This is a genomic window from Ideonella oryzae (assembly GCF_024055665.1).
Lineage (GTDB): Bacteria > Pseudomonadota > Gammaproteobacteria > Burkholderiales > Burkholderiaceae_C > Ideonella > Ideonella oryzae.
The window spans coordinates 36,438-51,147 of sequence record NZ_JAMXMC010000019.1 but is presented as its reverse complement, the minus strand read 5'-3'; the positions used below and the strand labels follow the sequence as shown (position 1 = coordinate 51,147).

General features: G+C 71.5%; 14 protein-coding genes. 4 read left to right on the top strand and 10 right to left on the bottom strand.

All coding sequences use genetic code 11. The features are described from left to right. Window positions 1-638: EamA family transporter (locus tag M0L44_RS21510; RefSeq protein WP_252772234.1), on the top strand; the 638-nt coding region annotated here is incomplete at its 5' end. Window positions 639-741: 103 nt separating this feature from the next. Here the strand turns inward: M0L44_RS21510 and M0L44_RS21505 are convergent. Next, window positions 742-1,401 (bottom strand): glutathione S-transferase family protein, encoded by a 660-nt coding sequence (locus tag M0L44_RS21505; RefSeq protein ID WP_252772233.1) that lies wholly within the window; start codon window positions 1,399-1,401, stop codon window positions 742-744. A gap of 122 nt (window positions 1,402-1,523) precedes the next feature. Between M0L44_RS21505 and M0L44_RS21500 the strand changes: the two genes are divergently transcribed. Beyond that, on the top strand, window positions 1,524-2,756 hold the full coding sequence (locus M0L44_RS21500; protein WP_252772232.1) for a polyhydroxyalkanoate depolymerase: 1,233 nt from the start codon (window positions 1,524-1,526) through the stop codon (window positions 2,754-2,756). A gap of 58 nt (window positions 2,757-2,814) precedes the next feature. After that, window positions 2,815-3,681: an ADP-polyphosphate phosphotransferase gene (locus M0L44_RS21495; protein ID WP_252772231.1), complete on the top strand. Its 867-nt coding sequence runs from the start codon at window positions 2,815-2,817 to the stop codon at window positions 3,679-3,681. A 20-nt stretch (window positions 3,682-3,701) separates the two neighbouring features. Here M0L44_RS21495 and M0L44_RS21490 read toward each other — a convergent pair whose 3' ends face one another. Together M0L44_RS21490 and nfsB are read right to left on the bottom strand one after the other, a co-directional pair. Beyond that, window positions 3,702-4,574 carry a transglutaminase-like domain-containing protein gene (locus M0L44_RS21490; protein WP_252772230.1) on the bottom strand — a complete coding sequence of 291 codons (873 nt, stop codon included), beginning with the start codon at window positions 4,572-4,574 and terminating at the stop codon, window positions 3,702-3,704. A gap of 128 nt (window positions 4,575-4,702) precedes the next feature. After that, complete coding sequence (gene nfsB / locus M0L44_RS21485) at window positions 4,703-5,365, bottom strand: oxygen-insensitive NAD(P)H nitroreductase (RefSeq protein WP_252772229.1); 663 nt, start codon at window positions 5,363-5,365, stop codon at window positions 4,703-4,705. A gap of 89 nt (window positions 5,366-5,454) precedes the next feature. Between nfsB and M0L44_RS21480 the strand changes: the two genes are divergently transcribed. Beyond that, window positions 5,455-6,405, top strand: a complete 951-nt coding sequence (locus M0L44_RS21480) for a LysR family transcriptional regulator (RefSeq protein ID WP_256490421.1) — start codon at window positions 5,455-5,457, stop codon at window positions 6,403-6,405. Window positions 6,406-6,424: 19 nt separating this feature from the next. On the opposite strand, the gene M0L44_RS21475 is transcribed toward M0L44_RS21480, so the two are convergent. The 7 genes from M0L44_RS21475 to M0L44_RS21445 form a co-directional block, all read right to left on the bottom strand. After that, window positions 6,425-7,795 carry a sensor histidine kinase gene (locus M0L44_RS21475; RefSeq protein ID WP_252772228.1) on the bottom strand — a complete coding sequence of 457 codons (1,371 nt, stop codon included), beginning with the start codon at window positions 7,793-7,795 and terminating at the stop codon, window positions 6,425-6,427. 10 nt (window positions 7,796-7,805) lie between these two features. Further along, entirely contained in the window at window positions 7,806-9,257 is a 1,452-nt protein-coding gene (locus M0L44_RS21470) for a nickel-dependent hydrogenase large subunit (RefSeq protein ID WP_252772227.1), read from the bottom strand. 19 nt (window positions 9,258-9,276) lie between these two features. Further along, the gene (locus M0L44_RS21465) at window positions 9,277-10,299 is read right to left on the bottom strand and encodes an NADH-quinone oxidoreductase subunit B family protein (RefSeq protein WP_252772226.1); all 1,023 of its coding nucleotides are present in this window, start codon (window positions 10,297-10,299) and stop codon (window positions 9,277-9,279) included. After that, entirely contained in the window at window positions 10,296-11,801 is a 1,506-nt protein-coding gene (locus M0L44_RS21460) for a sigma-54-dependent transcriptional regulator (protein WP_252772225.1), read from the bottom strand. Before M0L44_RS21460 ends, M0L44_RS21465 begins: the two co-directional genes overlap by 4 nt. Before the next feature lie 349 nt (window positions 11,802-12,150). After that, entirely contained in the window at window positions 12,151-13,206 is a 1,056-nt protein-coding gene (hypE, locus tag M0L44_RS21455) for a hydrogenase expression/formation protein HypE (protein WP_252772224.1), read from the bottom strand. An 8-nt stretch (window positions 13,207-13,214) separates the two neighbouring features. Continuing rightward, window positions 13,215-14,441, bottom strand: a complete 1,227-nt coding sequence (gene hypD, locus M0L44_RS21450; protein WP_252772236.1) for a hydrogenase formation protein HypD — start codon at window positions 14,439-14,441, stop codon at window positions 13,215-13,217. Window positions 14,442-14,449: 8 nt separating this feature from the next. Then, entirely contained in the window at window positions 14,450-14,704 is a 255-nt protein-coding gene (locus M0L44_RS21445) for a HypC/HybG/HupF family hydrogenase formation chaperone (protein ID WP_252772223.1), read from the bottom strand. Window positions 14,705-14,710: the final 6 nt, after the last annotated feature.

Sequence of the window (14,710 nt, the reverse complement as noted above, 5' to 3'; positions counted from 1 at the left end):
GCCGAGCAACTGCGTCAGCAGGCAGGCGACGCCGCTCGTCACGAGATCCCTGCCCAGATCCATTAACCTTCAACCCCAGGACCCCAACCGAATCACTGGTACGGCTGAAGGGGGCAGGTCAGCTGCTGGCCATCGCAGGCCTGGGGCTGCTGCTGCCGCTGGGCCATGGGGTCAGCACGCTGGATCCGGTGGGGGTGGGCTGGGCTGCCGTGGCCGCCGTGTGCTGGGCGCTCTACATCCTGTTCGGCAAGCGGGTGGGGCATCTGCATGCCGGGCAGTCGGTGGCCATCGGCCTGACGGTGGCCGCGCTGACGGTGGTGCCGGTGGGCGTGGCCCAGGCCGGTGCGGTCCTGCTGTCGCCCGTGGTGCTGGGGGTGGGCTTGTGCGTGGCGGCCATTTCCAGCGCGGTGCCCATCTCGCTGGAGATGGTGGCCCTCAAGCGCCTGCCGCCGCAGGCCTTCGGCATCATGATCAGCATGGAGCCGGCGGTGGCCGCGCTGCTGGCGCTGGGCCTGTTGGGTGAACAGCTCAGCGGGGGACAGTGGCTGGCCATCGGGCTGATCATGTCGGCGTCCATGGGCAGCGCCTGGTCGGCGCGGCGCCAGCCGGCCACGGTGGAGACGGGCCTGCCGGGTTGAACCCGCCGGCGTCAGCAGGGGACCACCGTGCGGTGGGCACCTTGGCAGGGCATGGGCTGCACCGGCTTGAGGCAGCCCTGGCCCGCGCCGTCTTCGGCCCGTGTCAGAACTCCACTTCCAGCTCGTCGATGGCTTCCGGTTCGCGCCGGGCCTCGGCGTACCAGTGTTGCAGGTCGGGCAGGGCCAGGATGGTCCGGCAATAGTCCCGGCAGGGGCCGTCGGCGGGCAGCACGTCGTAGGTCTGCAGTCGGGTGACGACCGGGGCGTACATCGCGTCGGCCATGGTGGGGTGGGCGCCGAACAGGTAGGGCCCGCTGTAATGGGCCAGGCATTCGGTCCAGATCTGCAGCACGCGCTCGATGTCGGTCTGGGCACGGCTCCAGACCTTGTACTTCGGGAAGTGGGCCTTCAGGTTCATCGGCAGAGCCGAGCGCAGCGAGGTGAAGCCCGAGTGCATCTCGCCGGAGATGGCGCGGCAGTGCGCGCGGGCAGCGCGCTCACTGGGCAGCAGGCCGGCCTTGGGCTTGATCTCGTGCAGGTACTCGGCGATGGCCAGGGTGTCCCACACCGTCACGCCCTGGTGGCGCAGGCAGGGCACCAGGATGGACGGGGCCAGCAGCAGCATCTCGGCCTTGATGGCCGGGTCGTCCGGGCTGACCAGCACCTCGCTGAACTCCAGGCCCGCCAGCCGGCACAGCAGCCAGCCGCGCAGGGACCAGGACGAGTAGTTCTTGCTGCTGATCGTGAGGGTGGTGGCGGCCATGGTGTCTCCCTGTCTTTGTGGGCCAGCGCGCCGCCGCAAGCCCCATGCCAGGCCCCGGCTGCGGGCCGGCACGCATGGCCCGCAACTTGCGGGAAGTGTGCACCCCACCGGACGCCCACGCCATGCTCTACGCTGCCTACCAGGCCCTTTCCGACAGCTTCGGCCCTTGGCAAGAGGCGGCCCACTGGGGCGCGGCGGCCCTGCGGCCCTGGGGGCGCGGGCCCCTGGCCGTGCCCGGGCTGCGTGAGACTTCGGCCGCGCTGGAGCTGTTCTCCCGCGTGCGCCTGAGCCACCTGCGGCCACCGTTCGGCATCGACACGGTGACGACCGATACCGGCGAGGCAGTGGCGGTGACCGAGCGCGTGGTGCTGCGCACGCCCTTTGCCACCTTGCTGCGCTTCGAGCGGGCCGATGTGCAGGCCGGGCGGGTCAGCCTGCCCAAGGTGCTGATCGTGGCGCCGCTGTCGGGTCACTTCGCCACGCTGCTGACCGACACCGCCCGCACCATGCTGGCCGACCATGACGTCTACATCACCGACTGGCACAACGCCCGCCATGTGTCGGTGGCCGAAGGCCGTTTCGGCCTGGCCGAGTATGTGCAGCATGTGATCCAGTTCCTCGAGACCCTGGGGCCCGAGACCCATCTGCTGGCAGTCTGCCAGCCCTGCGTGCCCGCGCTGGCCGCGGTGGCGCTGATGGCGCAGCGCCAGCACATCGCCCAGCCGCGCAGCATGACGCTGATGGCCGGTCCCATCGACACCCGCATCAACCCCACGGCGGTCAACGAACTGGCCACCAGTCAACCCATCGACTGGTTCGAGCAGAACCTGATCTCCCAGGTGCCTTGGCGCTATCCGGGGGCCTTTCGCCGCGTCTACCCGGGCTTTCTGCAGCTCACCGCCTTCATGAGCATGAACCCCCAGCGGCACCAGGAGGCGCTCAGAGGCCTCTACGACAAGCGGGTGGTGGGCGAAGACGAGGCCGCCAACCGCACGGCCGAGTTCTATGCCGAGTACTTCGCCGTCAACGACCTGCCGGCCGAGTTCTACCTGGAGACCGTGGCCCAGGTGTTCCAGGAGTACACCCTGGCCAAGGGCGAGATGGTGCTGGACGGCGAGCGGGTGGACACCGCGGCCATCCGTCGCACCGCCCTGTTCACGGTGGAGGGCGAGCGCGACGACATCTGCGCCATTGGCCAGACGGTGGCGGCCCACGACCTGTGCCCGCGCATCCCGCCCTATCTGAAGACCCACCATGTGCAGACCGGCGTGGGCCACTACGGCGTCTTCAGCGGCCGGCGCTGGCAGACCCAGATCTACCCCCGCGTGCGGGAGATGATCCACAGCCTGCAGTGAGGCGGACCGGGCCGGTGGCGGGGGTAAGCTCAAGACCCCCTCTTGCCGGAGCCCGCCCATGCCGATCGACACCGCCGCCTTCCGCGTCCCCGCTGGCGAGAAGGTCAAGCTCGCCCGCCGGCCCACGCAGGTGCCGGCCTTCTACCGGGACAAGGCCGACTACCAGGACCTGCTGGCCCGGCATGTGCGCCGCATGGCCGAGCGGCAGAACCTGCTCTACGCGCACGACCGCTACGCCCTGCTGCTGATCTTCCAGGCCATGGACGCGGCGGGCAAGGACGGGGTCATCAAGCACGTGATGTCCGGCGTCAACCCGCAGGGCTGTCAGGTCACCAGCTTCAAGCACCCCAGCGCCCAGGAGCTGGACCACGACTTTCTCTGGCGCAGCACCCAGTGGCTGCCCGAGCGGGGCCGCATCGGCATCTTCAACCGCTCCTACTACGAGGAGGTGCTGATCGTGAAGGTGCACCCCGAGGTGCTGGCCGGCGAGAACCTGCCGGACAAGACCCGCGAGAACTCGCACCTGTGGACGCACCGCTACGAGTCGATCAACGACCTGGAGCAGCACCTGCACCGCAACGGCACCCGCATTCTGAAGTTCTTCCTGCACCTGTCGAAGGAGGAGCAGCGCCAGCGCTTCCTGGCCCGGCTGGACGACCCGGCCAAGAACTGGAAGTTCTGCATGGCTGACATCGAGGAGCGCGAGCGCTGGGACGATTACCAGCGGGCCTACGAAGACGCGCTGAGCGCCACCAGCACCGCCCATGCGCCCTGGCATGTGGTGCCAGCCGACGACAAGCAGAACGCGCGCCTCATCGTCTCCCAGGTCATCGTGGAGGCACTGGACGCGCTGGACATGCACTACCCGGCCTCGACGCTGAGCGCCGAGCAGCTACAGGACGTGCGCCGGCGGCTGGCGGTCTGAGCCCTGGCGGCGGGGCCGTCTCAGGCCTGGCCGGCGTCCGTGGACAGGGCCTCTGGCGTGTGCCAGGGCAGCTCGGCCGGGCGGCCGTCGCTGCCGGCCACGCTCTGGATGCTCACCACGGGAGCCTGCGAGCGCACCGGACCGAACAGGGTGGCAAAGGCCACATCGGCGGCATCGCGCCCGGTGCCGATGCGCACCAGGCCCATCGGGATGGCGGTGCCCGACGGATCGAACAGGTACCAGCGGTGCGAGAGGTAGACCTCCACATAGGCGTGGAAGTCCGGCGGGCCCAGGGCCGGGTCGGCGCCGTAGTCCAGCCCGGTGGCAAAGCGCGCCGGGATGTTCAGCGCGCGGCACAGCGCGATCATGACGTGCGCGAAGTCCCGGCAGACGCCCACGCCGCTGGCCAGGGTGTCGCAGGCCGTGGTGGTGCCCACCGAGGAGTTGGACGCGAAACGCACCCGTTGGCGCACCCAGTCCTGGATGGCCAGCACCCGAGCATGGCCTTGCCAGAGTCGACCGAACTGCGCCACCGCCATCGCGTGCAGGCGGTCGGATTCGCAGTAGCGGCTGGGGTAGAGGTAGGGCAGCACCGGGCCCGGCAGCTCGGCGATGGGCAACTCGTGCAAGGAGGCCGGCACCGCGCGGTGGTGTGCGATGTCCACCGTGGCCTCGTACTGCAGGCGCAACAGGCCGGGCAGGGCCTGCAGCCGCAGCAGGCGGTTGCGCAGCTGTGGGTCCACCCAGCCCAGGGCGCGCGGCTGGCTCAGGTTCAGGCGCTCGCTCACCACCAGCTGCTGGGGCGTGTGCGCGGCCTGGACGTTGAAGACACAGTCCGCGCCGGGCGCGTCGATCTGGTAGCTCAGATCCACCGCATAGTGCAGCCGGGTCATTGCGCGGCCACGCTGAACGCGGGCATAAGGCAGGGGGGCAGGGTCAAATGGATGCTCACCGCCGCAGGGGTTTGCGGCTTCTGGATCGACCCACTCTAACACCCGGCGCCCTCGGGGCGCTGCCGCGCTCAGATCTCGCTGATGACCGTCTCGGCCGGCAGGCGGGACTTGGGCAGCTTGGCGTTGAAGTCCTCGTCGCTGTGGTGGCCCAGGGCCACCAGCACCACGGCGCTCAGGCCGCGGGCCTCCAGGCCCAGGGCCGCGTTCACCGCGGCCGCGTCGAAGCCCTCCATCGGGCAGGCGTCCAGGCCCAGCGTGGCCGCGCCCAGCAGCAACTCGCCCAGGGCCAGGTAGACCTGCTTCTGGGCCCAGACGGCGGTGTCGCCCAGCTCGCGGTGCAGCTTCACATAGCCACCGCGGCTGTTGGCCTGGCCGGCCTTGGCCTCGGGCGTGGCAAAGCGGCCATCGGCGGCCTCCTGCTCCAGCACGGCGCTCAGGTGGGCGTCGTCCAGGTCGGTGCGGGCGCACAACACCACCACGTGCGAGGCCTTCATCACCTTGGGCGTGTTGTAGGCGAAGGGACCTTGCGTGCCCTGGGCCACCTTGGCCTTGCCCGCCTCGCTGCCGGCGATCACGAAATGCCAGGGCTGCGAGTTGACCGAGGAGGGCGCGTAGCGCAGCAGGGTGCGCAGCTGGTCCATCGTCTCGGCCGGGATGGTGCGGCTGGGGTCGAAGGCCTTGCTGGTATGGCGGCGGCGGGCGATCTCGGACAGGTTGACGGCAGTGCTCATGCAGAACTCCTCAGGACAATTCCTCCTATCTTGACTCTGCAGCGGACGAAGATAAACATGCTCCGTCGAGAATATTTTTCGGGAATTCGTTGAAGATCAACCGACTGGACGACCTGCAGGTCTTCGTGGCCGCCGCCGAGGCGGGCAGCTTCACCGATGTGGCGCGCCACCTGCACCTGACCCCCGCGGCCGTCAGCGCCGTCGTCAAGCGGCTGGAGCAGGCCCTGGGCACGCGGCTGTTCGAGCGCTCCACGCGCCATGTGCGCCTGTCCGAGGCCGGCGAGCGCCTGCTGGCCCCGGCCCGCCAGGCCCTGCAGGCGCTGGCCCAGTGCGAGGGCGCGCTGCAGGACGCCAACGACCCGGCCGGGCGCCTGGCCGGCCCCTTGCGCATGGCACTGCCCAGCGACCTGGGCCGCCACCAGCTGCTGGGCTGGCTGACCGAGTTCCTGGCCGACGACGAGGCCGTGTCGCTGGAGCTGCGGGTCAGCGACCGCCTGTCCCACCTGCTGGAGCAGCCGGTGGACCTGGCGGTGCGCTACGGCGAGCCGGACGACTCCGGCTTCATCGCCCTGCCGCTGGCGCCGCGCAACGCCCGGGTGCTGGTGGCCTCGCCGGCCTACCTGGCCCGGCACGGCGCGCCACAGACGCCGGCCGAACTGCGGCGCCACAACTGCCTGCGCTTCGTGCTGGGCGAGTCGCTCTACAGCCGCTGGCGGCTGGAGGGCGTGGCCGCGGCCCAGACGGTGGAGGTGCGCGGGCGCCACCAGGCCGACGACGGCGCGGTGGTGCGCCAGTGGGCGGTGCAGGGCCTGGGCATTGCCTACAAGAGCGCGCTGGACGTGGCCGATGACCTGGCCGCCGGCCGCCTGGTGCGCTTGCTGCCGGGCTGGAGCGAGCCGGTGCCGCTGAACCTGGTGGTGGTGAGCCGCCAGCAGCTCACACCCGGCCTGCGGCGCCTGGCCGCCTTCCTGGCCCAGCGCTGCCAGGCCTTGCTGGCGTCGCTGCCGGAGTGCCAGCAGGCGCCGACGGGCGAGGGCTGAGGCGTCGGCTCGGGCCGGATCAGGCCGCTTCGGCCACCGGCAGCTCCACCGTGAACTCCGCGCCGCCCCCGGCGGCCGGCGCCAGGCTGAGGTGACCACCGTGCTGGTCGATCAGGCCGTAGCTGATCGACAGGCCCAGCCCCGTGCCCTTGCCCACCGGCTTGGTGGTGAAGAAGGGGTCGAACACCCGGGCCACATGCTCGGGTGCGATGCCGGGTCCGTTGTCGGCAAAGCGCAGCCGCAGCCGGCCGCCGGCCTGGGCCGGCGGCTCCAGCGTGATCTGCAGCCGGCCCTCGGGCCGCCCCGCGCAGGCGTCGGCCGCGTTCTGGATCAGGTTGAGCATCACCTGCAGCAGCTGGCCGGCGCTGCCCATCACCTGCACCGGCTCGGCCGGCGGGGTCCAGTCGATGCGGAAGTCCGGCGCCGCGCCCTTGCGCACCCAGTGGATGGCCTGCTCCACCACCTGGCCCAGGTCCACCGGACTGCGCTCGGCCCGGTCGATCACCGAGAAGCGCTTGAGCGCGTTGACGATGTCGGCGGTGCGGTGCGCGCCTTCGGTCATGCCGTCGATCACCGAGGGCAGGTCCGCCAGCGCGGCGTCAATGCGCAGGCGCTGGCGCAGCGCGGCCAGCTCGGGCGGCAGCGGGCCGGCATGCACGGCCCCCAGGTACTGCTCCAGCCGGTCGGCGTACTTGCGCAGCGCGCTCACATTGCCCAGCAGGAAGCTGATCGGGTTGTTCAGCTCGTGGGCCACGCCGGCCACCAGCCGGCCCAGCGAGGCCATCTTCTCGCTGTGCAGCAGCTGGGCCTGGGTGCGCTTGAGGGCTTCGTGGGCCTCCTGCAGGGCGCGGTAGGCGCGCTTGAGTTCCCCCAGCGGCCGGCCCACGCAGACATGGCCGATCACCCGGCCCTGGTGGTCCAGGCGCGGCGTGCAGTTGAAGTCCACCGGCACGGGCTGGCCCTGGGCATCGGCCAGCGCCACCTCCACCACCGCGCCGTCGCGCCGGGTCTGGCTCTGGGCCAGGGCCTCGCGCATGCGGCGGGCGTCCTCGCCCTGCGGGCCGCCCATCATCAGCGCGGCCGCGGGGGTGCCGCGCAGCGCGGCGTCGGGCCGGCCCACCAGCGCGCACAGCGCGGCATTGGTCTCCTCGATCAGCCCCTGCTGGTCGCAGGCCAGCAGCACGTCGCTCATGGCCGTCAGCAGGCTCAGGATGAACTGCTGCGTGCGCTCCAGCTCGGCGTTCTTCTCCTCGCGCGCCGCCTCGTCGGCCAGCAGCTGCGCATAGACCTCGTCCATCTTGTGGATCACGTCCACCCAGGTGGATTCGTCCACGCCTTCCAGCGGCAGGGTGGGCAGGTCGGGGTGCGGGGGCGGCAGGCGGTCGCTCATGGCTGGGCCCTCAGTGCACCGTGCAGACCATGCAGGGGTCGAAGCTGCGCACGATGTGCTGCACCGCCACCGGCGTGGTCTCGCCCGGACGCACCGGGGCGTTCACCAGCGCGGCCTCCAGCGGGCCGGGCTGGCCGGCCGCGTCGCGCGGGGAGAAGTTCCAGCTGGTGGGCGCGATGATCTGGTACTGGGCGATGCGTCCGCGCTCCACCCGCAGCCAGTGGCCCAGCGCGCCGCGGGCGGCCTCCACCAGGCCCATGCCTTCGGCCTGCTCGGGCAGGGGGCAGGGGGCGCACCAGGGCTCGCGTGGCTGCAGGGCCTGCAGCCAGCCTTCCATCCACACCACCAGCCGGGTCAGCTCCAGCACGCGGGCCAGCACCCGGGTGTGCACCGTGCTGCCCCAGCGGGCCACCGCGTCGCGCACCAGGGGTTGGCCGGCGGCCAGCTGGCGGGCGATGGCGCCGCATTCGGCCACCTCGCCGGCCAGGCGGGGCGCCTTGTTCCAGCTGTAGGCGCCGGGTTTGTCGGCCGCGGGCTGGGTCAGGCCCTGGGCGGGCGGGCGCGGGGCGGTGTCGCCTTCGTTGAGCCAGGCGTGGGTGGCGTCCTCGGTGATGGCGGCCACGTCCAGCGGGCCCAGCGCATCCTGGCGGAACACACCCTGCGGCACAACGCGCGAGCCGTCGGGTTGGACAAAGCTGCCATGGCTGAGCCAGCGCCCCGGCCCTGGGCCCATCGTCTCCAGCCCCAGGTCGGCGCCGATCTGCAGGAAGAAGGGCAGGTCGGCCTGGCGGCGTGGTTCGGCCCAAGCCTGCAGCGCGGCCTCGTCGGGCAGGGCCTGGAAGGCCTCCAGCGTGTCGCCCAGCAGGGTTTGCTCCAGGAAGGCCCGCAGCTCGCGCACCCGCGACAGCAGTCGCAGTCGCTCGGCCGGCTCAATGGCCCGGCTGCTGCCGCCGGGCTGGATGCTGTGGGTGTGCGGCCACTTGCCGCCCAGCGTGCCCATCAGCGTGAACCAGCGCTGGCGGGCGGCCAGGGCCGCGCGGCCGCGCTCGCCCGCCTGGGCGGCAAAGCGGCGCAGGGCCTCGGCGTGCCAGGGCCGGTCGGCATAGACCGGCCGGGTGAAGTCCGGCAGGAAGAAGAGGTAGAAGTGGCTCAGGTGGTCGGCCGCGTTCTCGCAGGCCAGCATCAGGTTCAGGGCGTGGCGGCCATTGGCCGGCGGCGTGACGCCGGCTGCATCGGCCAGGGCCAGGGCGGCGGCCACCGATTGCGACACCGAGCAGATGCCGCAGATGCGCGGCACGATGACCAGCGCGTCCAGCGGGTCGCGCCCCAGCAGCAGGTTCTCGAAGCCGCGGTACATCGGCGAGACCACGCGGGCCTCGCGCACGCGGCCGGCCTCCAGTTCCAGCTGGACCTCCAGGTCCCCCTCCACCCGGTTGAACGGGCCCACGATCAGACGGCTCATCGGTGTTCCTGGCGGCGTGTCAGCGGTGGGTCTTGCGCGCCACCGGCGGCACGACGACATGGTCGGCGGTGGCGTTGCGCTTGACCCGCGTGGGCGTGGCGCTCTTGGACAGCGAGGCCAGCGCCACGAACCAGGCTTTGGGCATGTCGGTGGGCAGGCCCACCGGGATGCCGGCGATCTTGGGCGTGGCGTGGAAGGGGTGGCCGGGGCTCTGGAAGCCCGGCTCGGTGCAGCTGATGCAGGCGTAGCCGCCGCGGGTGCAGCTGCCCTCGCCATTCCACAGCCGGGTGTTGCAGTCGGCATGGGCCTGGGTGCCCTTGCAGCCCAGGTGTTCCATCATGCAGCCCAGGTCGCTGGGCTTCTCGGCGCTGGCCTTGTACTCGTAGTACTCGTTGCGCGTGCAGCCGTGGTGCACCAGCTGGTCGGCGTACAGGCGGGGCCGGTGCAGGCTGTCCAGGTCTTCCGGGCGCAGTTCCTGCGCGGCCAGGGCCGCCAGCGTGTCGATGACCCAGCCCGGGTGGGTGGGGCAGCCGGCGATGTTGACCACCGGCAGCCCGCCGGGCGCGCGAAAGCCCGGGCCCATCAGGCCGCCGGGGTGCTCGTCCTCGTACTGCAGGCCGCAGGCCTCGCTGGGGTTGCGCCCGCTGGCCACGCCGATGGCGGTGGGCCCGCCCCAGGCGGCGCAGGCGCCCACGGCCACCACGTGGCGGGCCACCTGGGCCAGGTCCTGCACCCAGTGCATCATCGGCCGGCCGGTGCCGGCCAGCAGGTGGAAGCGCCCGGTGCCCTGCGGGCCGCGCAGGATGGCGCCCTCCACGCACAGCACGTCCAGCCGGGTGCGGCCGGTCAGGCAGTCGTCCAGCAGGGCCAGCAACTCATGGCCGCTTTCCAGCGAGAGGCTGGGGTGCCACAGCAGGTTCAGGCCGGCGTCGCGCAGCAGGGCGGCAAAGTCCGGCGTGTCGGCGCACAGCAGCGACATGCTGCAGCCGCCGCAGCCGCCGGACTGCAGCCACAGCACGTTCAGGGGCTCGGGTGCATTCATTTTGTTTCCAGCCCGAAGCGCTGCAGCTTGGCGCGCAGGCCCACGCGCGACAGGCCCAGCTCCTTGGCGGCATGGGTCTTGTTCCAGCGCAGGCGCAGCATCACCTCGCGCAGCACCATGGCCTCGATGGCGTCCAGCCGCTCCTGCAGCGTGCCGCTGCCGGGCAGGGCCAGGCCGGTGCCGCCCGTGAGTTGCGAGGTGCGCTGGGCATGGGCCGCGCCGGTCTGGCCGCCCAGCAGCTTGCGCGAGAAATCGGTGGCGCGCAGCAGCGGGCCGTCGCCCAGGGCCAGGGCCCGCGAAATCTCGTTGCGCAGCTCGCGGATGTTGCCGGGCCAGGGGTAGCCCACCATCACGGCGCGGGCGTCGTCGTCGAACTCGGCGGGTTCGCGGCCCAGCTCGCGGGCCACCGCATCCAGCAGCGACTCGGCCACGGGCAGGATGTCGCCCGGCCGCTCGCGCAGCGGCGGCACCTGCAGGGTGGCGCCGGCCAGGCGGTAGTAGAGGTCTTCGCGGAAGCGGCCGGCGCGCACCTCGTCTTCCAGCTGGCGGTGGGTGGCGGCGATGACGCGCACATCCACCGGCACCGCGCGGGCCGAGCCCACCGGGCGGATCTCGCCCTCCTGCAGCACGCGCAGCAGCTTGACCTGGAAGGCCGGCGAGGTCTCGCCGATTTCGTCGAGGAAGACGGTGCCGCTGTCGGCCCGCTGGAACAGGCCGGTGTGGTCCTCCACCGCGCCGGTGAAGGCGCCGCGGCGGTGGCCGAAGAGCTCGCTCTCCAGCAGGGTGTCGGGGATGGCGCCGCAGTTCTCGACCACGAAGGGGCCGTTCTGCCGCGGCGAGGCGTAGTGCATGGCGCGGGCCAGCAGTTCCTTGCCGGTGCCGGATTCGCCCAGGATCAGCACCGAGAGGTCGTAGCGCGCCAGGCGCTGGGCGGTGGCGCAGACGCCGTCCAGCGGGCTGCCCTCGGCCCGCACGATGCGGTCGAAGTCGAACACGGCCTTGGCCTCGCGCAGCCGGGTCTGGCGACGCGCGCGCAGGGCTTGTGGGCCGGCGCGCAGGTCCAGTTCCAGGCGCTGCAGGCCGCGGTGCAGCTGGCTGGCCTCCACCGCGCCCTGCACGGTCTGCAGCAGGTGCTCGGGCACCCAGGGCTTGAGCACGTACTGGTAGATGCCGGCCTCGTTGACGCCGGCGATGATGTCCTCGCTGTCGGCGTAGCCGGAGATGACGATGCGCACCACCTCCGGCCAGCGTTCGCGCACTTCCTTGAGGAATTCGATGCCGGTCTGGCCGGGCATGCGCTGGTCGCACAGCACCACGGCCACCTCGTGGCGCGAGATCAGCTGGCGGGCGATGTCGGTGTCGCCGGCGGTGAGCACGCGGAAGTCCTCGTCCAGCGTGCGGCGCATGGCCTCCTGCGAACGCAACTCGTCGTCCACCACCAGCACCAGCGGCAGGTCATCACGCGGGTCCATCGCGGCGGCTTGGGGGTCGGGGGCGTTCATGGCTTCGTGATGGTAATGCGGGGTGATTCTTGGACAAACCCGGGTGAGGTGTGGCGCGTGACGAGGGGCGCAGGTGACTGGCGCCGCTCATGTCCCCCGCCCTGGGCCAGCCCAGGGCTCCTCCTTGACTTCGCTCTGCCAGTCGCCCGCGTCCCTCGTCTGCCAACGTGGCGGGCTGTTCCCGGGAGCTTGCGCGAACCGTGACAGGAGGGGGCTGCCGGTCTGTTCTGCGCAAGTCAAGGAGGAGCCCCGGCCTGGCCGGGGCGGGGGACATGGAGCAGAACAGACCGGCAGTCCCCTCCCGCCGCCACGCCACGCCATCGCCAACCACCACCAACAAACAACAAGCTCAACAAATCCGAGGCAACGGCTCCCCCGACAACCAGTCCACCACCCGCTGCCCGCCAAAGCGCGTGCGCATCTGCACGAAGTGGTGAGGGTCTTGCTGCACCGTGCCGATGCGGGCGGCCTTCGCCCCCAGCGGATGGGCGCGCAGTGTGGCCAGGGCCGCGTCGGCCACCTCGGGCGCGACGATGGCGATCAGCTTGCCCTCGTTGGCCAGGTAGAGCACGTCCAGGCCCAGCAGCTCGCAGGCCGCGTCCACCTGGGGCAGGATGGGCAGCAGGGCCTCGTCCAGCATCATGCCCACGCCGGACTGGCGGGCGATCTCGTTGAGCGTGGTGGCCAGGCCGCCGCGGGTCGGGTCGCGCAGCGTGCGCACCGCGCCCTCGGGCACGGCCGCCAGCAGCGCCGCCACCAGCGTGTGCAGGGCCGCGGTGTCGCTCACCACTTCGCTGTCGAAGGCCAGCGATTCGCGCTGCGACAGCACCGCCACGCCGTGGTCGCCCAGTGTGCCGCTGACCAGCACCACATCACCCGGCCGCGCATTCGCGCCGCCGATGTTCCGGCCCGCCGGCAGCAGCCCCAGGCCGGTGGTGCTGATGAACACGCCGTCGCCATGGCCCTGCTCCACCACCTTGGTGTCGCCGGTCACGATGGGCACGCCGGCCTCGCGCGCGGCGGCAGCCATCGATTCGACGATGCGTTTGAGGTCCGCCAGCGGAAAACCCTCTTCCAGGATGAAGCTGGCCGACAGGGCGGTGGGCGTGGCGCCCATCATGGCCATGTCGTTGACCGTGCCGTGCACCGACAGGCAGCCGATGTCGCCGCCGGGGAAGAACAGCGGCGAGATCACGTGGCCGTCGGTGGCCATCACCAGGCGGTGGCCGGGCGGCACGTCCAGCACCGCGCCGTCGTTGCCTTCGCGCAGGGCCGGGTTGTCAAAGACGCGGGCGAACAGCTCCTCGATCAGCTGCAGGCTGGCGCGGCCACCGGCCCCGTGGTTCATGTCCACGCGGCCCTGCTTGAAGTCCAGCGGGCGGATGTAGTCGGTTCTCTTGTTCATGGCAGGGGTCAGGCGGCGACGATGGCAATGTCGCGGAAGCGGCCGTAGGCGTAGTGGGCGGCGCAGGCGCCTTCGGAGGACACCATGCAGGAGCCCATCGGGTTGTCGGGCGTGCAGACGGTGCCGAAGAGCTTGCAATCGGTGGGCCGCTTGACCCCGCGCAGGATGGCGCCGCACTCGCACTGCTTGTGGTCGGCCACCGGGCGGTAGGTCAGGCCGAAGCGCTTCTCGGCATCGAAGGCGGCATAGGCGGGCTTCAGCCGCAGCGCGCTGTAGGCCACCTCGCCCAGGCCGCGCCACTCGAAGCTCTCGCGCAGCTCCAGCACCTCGGCCACCACCGCCTGCGCGGCGTGGTTGCCTTCGCGGCTGACGGCGCGGGTGAACTCGTTTTCCACCTCGGCCCGGCCTTCGTTGACCTGGCGCACCAGCATCAGGATGGCCTGCATCACGTCCAGCGGCTCGAAGCCGGCGATGACCACCGGCTTGCGGTAGTCGCGGGCAAAGGCCTCGTAGGGGGCCGAGCCGATCACGATGCTCACATGGGCCGGGCCGACAAAGCCGTCCAGCGCCACCGCGTCGCCCCATTGCTTGGCCTCGGGCGCGTCCAGGATGTGGGCGATGGCGCCGGGCGTCAGCACATGGCAGCACAGCACGCTGAAGTTCTTCAGCCCTTCCTGCGCGGCCTGCTTGACGACCAGGGCGGTGGGGGGCGTGGTGGTCTCGAAGCCGATGGCGAAGAACACCACCTCGCGCTCGGGGTGCTGGCGAGCGATCTTCAGCGCGTCGGCGGCCGAATAGACCATGCGGATGTCCGCCCCGCGCGCCTTGGCCTTCATCATCGACAGGCCGCTGTCCTGGGGCCCCCGAACCTGCCGCTGCGCGTCAGGCCCCCCGAGGGGGTCCCTGGCGCTTGGGAGCGGCCCGGCACGCCAGGGGCTGGCGGGCACGCGCATCGTGTCGCCGTAGGTGCAGACGATGGCGCCGTGGTCCAGTGCCAGGCCGATGGCCTGGTCGATGCGGCCGATGGGCAGCACGCAGACCGGGCAGCCGGGGCCGTGGATCATGCGCAGATTGGGCGGCAGCAGCTCGGCCACGCCGTAGCGGGCGATGGCGTGGGTGTGGCCGCCGCAGAACTCCATGAAACGGTACTCGCGGCCGGGCCGAGCCTCGGCGCGGATGCGCGCGCCGATCTGCTGGGCCAGGGCGCCGTCGCGGAATTCGTCCACGTACTTCATGCCGCCGCTCATACCGTGGCTCCTGGTTGTTGCGAGGCTTCCGCCTGGGAGGCTTCGAGTTCGGCGAACAGGGCCAGCGTGCGCTCGGCCTCTTCGGGGTCCAAGAGGCCGATGGCATGGCCGACGTGGACGATCACATAGTCCCCGACCTGGGCCTCGGGGGTCAGGGCGATGGAGACGGTCTTGCGCACGCCGCCCAGGTCCACCAGGGCCTGGTCATCGGGCAGGCGCTCCACCACGCGGGAGGGCAGGGCTAGGCACATGGGGTC

Coding starts and splice junctions, on each gene's coding strand:
- M0L44_RS21505 (WP_252772233.1), bottom strand. CDS start 1,401: ATGGCCGCCACCACCCTCACGATCAGCAGCAAGAACTACTCGTCCTGG.
- M0L44_RS21500 (WP_252772232.1), top strand. CDS start 1,524: ATGCTCTACGCTGCCTACCAGGCCCTTTCCGACAGCTTCGGCCCTTGG.
- M0L44_RS21495 (WP_252772231.1), top strand. CDS start 2,815: ATGCCGATCGACACCGCCGCCTTCCGCGTCCCCGCTGGCGAGAAGGTC.
- M0L44_RS21490 (WP_252772230.1), bottom strand. CDS start 4,574: ATGACCCGGCTGCACTATGCGGTGGATCTGAGCTACCAGATCGACGCG.
- nfsB (WP_252772229.1), bottom strand. CDS start 5,365: ATGAGCACTGCCGTCAACCTGTCCGAGATCGCCCGCCGCCGCCATACC.
- M0L44_RS21475 (WP_252772228.1), bottom strand. CDS start 7,795: ATGAGCGACCGCCTGCCGCCCCCGCACCCCGACCTGCCCACCCTGCCG.
- M0L44_RS21470 (WP_252772227.1), bottom strand. CDS start 9,257: ATGAGCCGTCTGATCGTGGGCCCGTTCAACCGGGTGGAGGGGGACCTG.
- M0L44_RS21465 (WP_252772226.1), bottom strand. CDS start 10,299: ATGAATGCACCCGAGCCCCTGAACGTGCTGTGGCTGCAGTCCGGCGGC.
- M0L44_RS21460 (WP_252772225.1), bottom strand. CDS start 11,801: ATGAACGCCCCCGACCCCCAAGCCGCCGCGATGGACCCGCGTGATGAC.
- hypE (WP_252772224.1), bottom strand. CDS start 13,206: ATGAACAAGAGAACCGACTACATCCGCCCGCTGGACTTCAAGCAGGGC.
- hypD (WP_252772236.1), bottom strand. CDS start 14,441: ATGAAGTACGTGGACGAATTCCGCGACGGCGCCCTGGCCCAGCAGATC.
- M0L44_RS21445 (WP_252772223.1), bottom strand. CDS start 14,704: ATGTGCCTAGCCCTGCCCTCCCGCGTGGTGGAGCGCCTGCCCGATGAC.